Here is a 3,290-nt window from a genome sequence, read left to right as displayed (position 1 = left end):
TCGCCGCGCCTCTGGCGAAGCCGCCAGGACTGGACTAAAGTCATCAGTGGCAGAGCCTTCGGACATCGCTCTTGACCCTCGGTGAGCTTCCACTTCCAAGGGTAAGAGATTTCGGGGGTTCTGCCATCCCCCTTCTCGCTCATCTCGCAGCGCTGTGCTGGGTTTTGGACGGAGTTGTGATCAAGGCCTCTGCTCGCAACCCATCAGACTTAGCAACACACGAACCACAACCAGCGGGTGATCTGCCATGAAATTTTCGGTAACGATTGATCGGGATGAAGACGGCGCATGGATTGCGGAATGTCCTTCGATCCCGGGTTGCGTTAGTCAGGGCGCAACAAAAGATGAAGCGTTAGACAACATCAAGGAAGCCATTCAACTATGCTTAGAGGTACGTGCAGAAAAAGGAATTCCATTGACCATTGAAACCAGGCAAGTCGAGGTAGCTGCCTGATGCCTCCTATGCCAAGATTGAGCGGAAGGGAAGTCGTTCGAGTGTTCGAAAGGTTTGGATGGAACGTCGCTCGCCAAAAAGGAAGCCACATCATTCTGGTAAAAGACGACAGTATTGCGACATTATCGGTTCCAGATCATAAAGAAGTAGCAAGGGGAACCCTTCGCACGTTAATAAGGGCATCTGGTCTCACAGTTTCGGAATTCAATGAGAGACTTTAGCGCTAACACAAAGGCGACGCCGTACCCGGAAAAGGGGGTCCGGAAAAGGGTCAGAGCCCTTCGAGGGCTCTGGGCCGCCATGCCGGCCCGCACGGGGTTCAGCGCGAGGTAGCGCTGACAGACGGCAGGTAGGTTTCGGCCTGTACCAGCCGCGTTGGATGGGCACGCCCGCGACCTCATTCGCAGTTCTGCACCGTTCTGCAAGGGGCTTTGCCTATCCTACCGATGGATCGCCTGGTATAGAGGTCTCCGGGATCCTGAGCGTCTATTCGTACAGCTGCTCCGGATCGATCAACGGCTCGGCGACGACCTCGACGCGGTCGCCGCGCACGGCGTTGTAGAAGCAGATGCGCCGGCCCGTGTGGCAGGCCGGTCCGGTCTGGTCGACCAAGAGCAGCAGCGTATCGCCGTCGCAATCGAGGCGGAGCTCCTGGAGGTGCTGGACCTGGCCGGAGGACTCGCCCTTGCGCCACAGCTTGCCGCGGGAGCGAGACCAGTAGCAGACGCGCCCCGTCGCAAGCGTCTCGTCGAGTGCCTCGAGGTTCATCCAGGCCATCATCAGGACCTCGCCGGTGTCGTGCTGCTGGGCGATGGCCGGGAGCAGCCCGTCCGCGGTCAGCTCGAGGCTCGCGCGCACCTCGGCCCAGGGCAGGCTGTCGCCGGTCTTCGCGCGCTCATTGGACTTGATCGGGGGCGGCTGGGTCTGCTCGTGCGGGCTCATGTCTCGGCTCTCGTCTGCGGGTAGACTGGGCAGATTAGCAAACCGCGCCGGTGCCAGGCCGCCGCGCCCCGCAGGAGGTCCGCAGGTCTAGCCTACTCATCGTCAATGCGCAGGTCGTCAACGAGGGACGCCGCTTCGAAGCGGACGTCCAGAAAACAGGGACAGACCACGTTTTTCTGCTAGACTCGCTGCATCACCTCCAGGCTTCCCCGCCGATTGCCACATGCCCAGACGTGCCCGCATCGTCGCCGCCGGCTATCCCATGCATGTCATCTTGCGTGGGATCGACCGGGCGGCGGTGTTCTTCGCGGATGAGGATCGGCGGCTGTTCCTGGAGTGGCTCGGGGCCATCGCAGCGGCGGAAGGTGTGGCCTTACATGCCTATGTGCTGATGACCAATCATCTGCATCTGCTGATGACGCCGGCGCGGCGGGAGGGGGTGCCGGCGGTGATGAAGCGCCTCGGACAGCGCTACGTGCAACATGTGAACCGGACCTATCGCCGCAGCGGGGCCTTGTTCGAGGGGCGGTTCCGCTCGGCGCTGATCGAGGCGGACACCTACTTGCTCGCCTGCCAACGCTACATCGAGCTGAACCCGGTCCGCGCGTCGATGGTGGCCGTGCCCGGCGACTATCCCTGGTCGAGCTACCGGGCCAATGCGCTGGGCGCGAGCGATTCGTTGGTGATGCCGCATGTGCTGTACCAGGCACTTGGCGGTTCTAAGGATGTGCGCCTTGCGGCCTATCGCGAGTTGTTCGAGGATGTGCTCGACGCCGAACTCCTCCAGCGCCTGCGCGCGTGCACCAACGGCGGCTTCGTGCTTGGCAGCCCGAAATTCGAGCGGCAGATCGCGGCGATGATCGGGCGGCGGACCTGGAGGGGCGCGCCGGGACGGCCGCGCACGGAGACCGAGCCCGGCGAGCAACGGGAGTTGGCGCTTTAGCAGGCAGAAAACGTGGTCTGTCCCGGTTTTTCCCCGGTCCCGGTTTTTCCCTCGTCCGACCTGTGGCGGTTCCACACCGCAGCCGTCGTCGCCGCGTTCAAATAGCTGAATCGACGCGGGGGCAAGCGCCGAAGCTACACGTGGGAGGCGTTCAAGCGCGCCTGCAAACGCTTCGGCGTCGCCCGTCCCGGCATCATCACGCCCCGCAGCGCGCAACGGGAATTGGTGTTTGCATGACAACTTCCCTGCTCGCGCGAAAGCGAGTACAACCGAGGAACCGGATGCGGGAAAAAGCTGCACGTCCGGGACTGTGGCGGGGGCTCCGGGCGACCGGAGTCCCTACGCCGGAGCGCCCCACCCGCCCACTACCATGCACAACCTGTAGGCGACTATGCGATACAAAGTTGCTCTCAAGAAGACAGATGAAGGTTTCAGCGTTTCGTGCCCAGGCTTGCCGGGGTGTTGGTCGCAAGGCAATACAGAGCAGGAGGCGCTTGCAAACATCGCGGAAGCGATAGCTGACTATCTTTCCGTTTCCTCTGAACTCGCCGAGACCGAGGACGCCGAAGTACGGGAAGTTGAAGTGGCAGCATAAAGATGCCCAAGATTCCTGGCATCAAGCACCGTGATGCTGTGCGCGCCCTTCAGAAAGCTGGTTTTCGCATCGTACGTGAAGGCAAACACATCATTATGTCCGATGGAACGCGCATTCTGACTATTCCGAGGGGCAATCCTGTGAACGCCTTTACGCTCGGAGGAATCGTCAGAGATGCTGGGCTGTCCGTAGCAGAGTTTAAAGAATTGCTCTGATGCGTAGATGCGCTAATCGGGTAAGGGCGGGTGTTTAGCCCGCCCTCCCCACACCACCTAGCATGCGGGTCCGCACTAGGCGATTCACAAGAAGGGAGCACACGACGCTTTAGGCATAGCCATGCGCTTTCATCCACTGAT

Annotated in this window: 6 protein-coding genes; 5 read left to right on the top strand and 1 reads right to left on the bottom strand. The window is 61.2% G+C overall.

The features are described from left to right. The first annotated feature begins 247 nt into the window (after positions 1 to 247). Entirely contained in the window at positions 248 to 454 is a 207-nt protein-coding gene (locus CKO40_RS23415; RefSeq protein WP_200348869.1) for a type II toxin-antitoxin system HicB family antitoxin, read from the top strand. Then, a complete protein-coding gene (locus CKO40_RS23410) occupies positions 454 to 675 on the top strand; it encodes a type II toxin-antitoxin system HicA family toxin (protein ID WP_200348868.1) in 222 nt (73 codons plus the stop codon). Before CKO40_RS23415 ends, CKO40_RS23410 begins: the two co-directional genes overlap by 1 nt. A gap of 265 nt (positions 676 to 940) precedes the next feature. Here the strand turns inward: CKO40_RS23410 and hisI are convergent, their stop codons facing one another. Continuing rightward, positions 941 to 1,396, bottom strand: a complete 456-nt coding sequence (gene hisI / locus CKO40_RS23405; protein WP_200348867.1) for a phosphoribosyl-AMP cyclohydrolase — start codon at positions 1,394 to 1,396, stop codon at positions 941 to 943. Between the two features lie 223 nt (positions 1,397 to 1,619). On the opposite strand from hisI, the gene CKO40_RS23400 reads away from it, so the two are divergent. The 3 genes from CKO40_RS23400 (at position 1,620) to CKO40_RS23390 (ending at position 3,149) form a co-directional block, all read left to right on the top strand. Then, entirely contained in the window at positions 1,620 to 2,339 is a 720-nt protein-coding gene (locus CKO40_RS23400) for a transposase (protein WP_200348866.1), read from the top strand. 391 nt (positions 2,340 to 2,730) lie between these two features. Then, on the top strand, positions 2,731 to 2,934 hold the full coding sequence (locus CKO40_RS23395; RefSeq protein ID WP_200348865.1) for a type II toxin-antitoxin system HicB family antitoxin: 204 nt from the start codon (positions 2,731 to 2,733) through the stop codon (positions 2,932 to 2,934). Positions 2,935 to 2,936: 2 nt separating this feature from the next. Then, positions 2,937 to 3,149: a type II toxin-antitoxin system HicA family toxin gene (locus CKO40_RS23390; RefSeq protein WP_200348864.1), complete on the top strand. Its 213-nt coding sequence runs from the start codon at positions 2,937 to 2,939 to the stop codon at positions 3,147 to 3,149. Positions 3,150 to 3,290: the final 141 nt, after the last annotated feature.

Origin of the sequence: Halochromatium glycolicum (assembly GCF_016584085.1) — a bacterium.
Taxonomy (GTDB): domain Bacteria; phylum Pseudomonadota; class Gammaproteobacteria; order Chromatiales; family Chromatiaceae; genus Lamprobacter; species Lamprobacter glycolicus.
The sequence above is the reverse complement of the archived record's forward strand: the minus strand, read 5'-3'. Positions and strand labels throughout refer to the sequence as shown.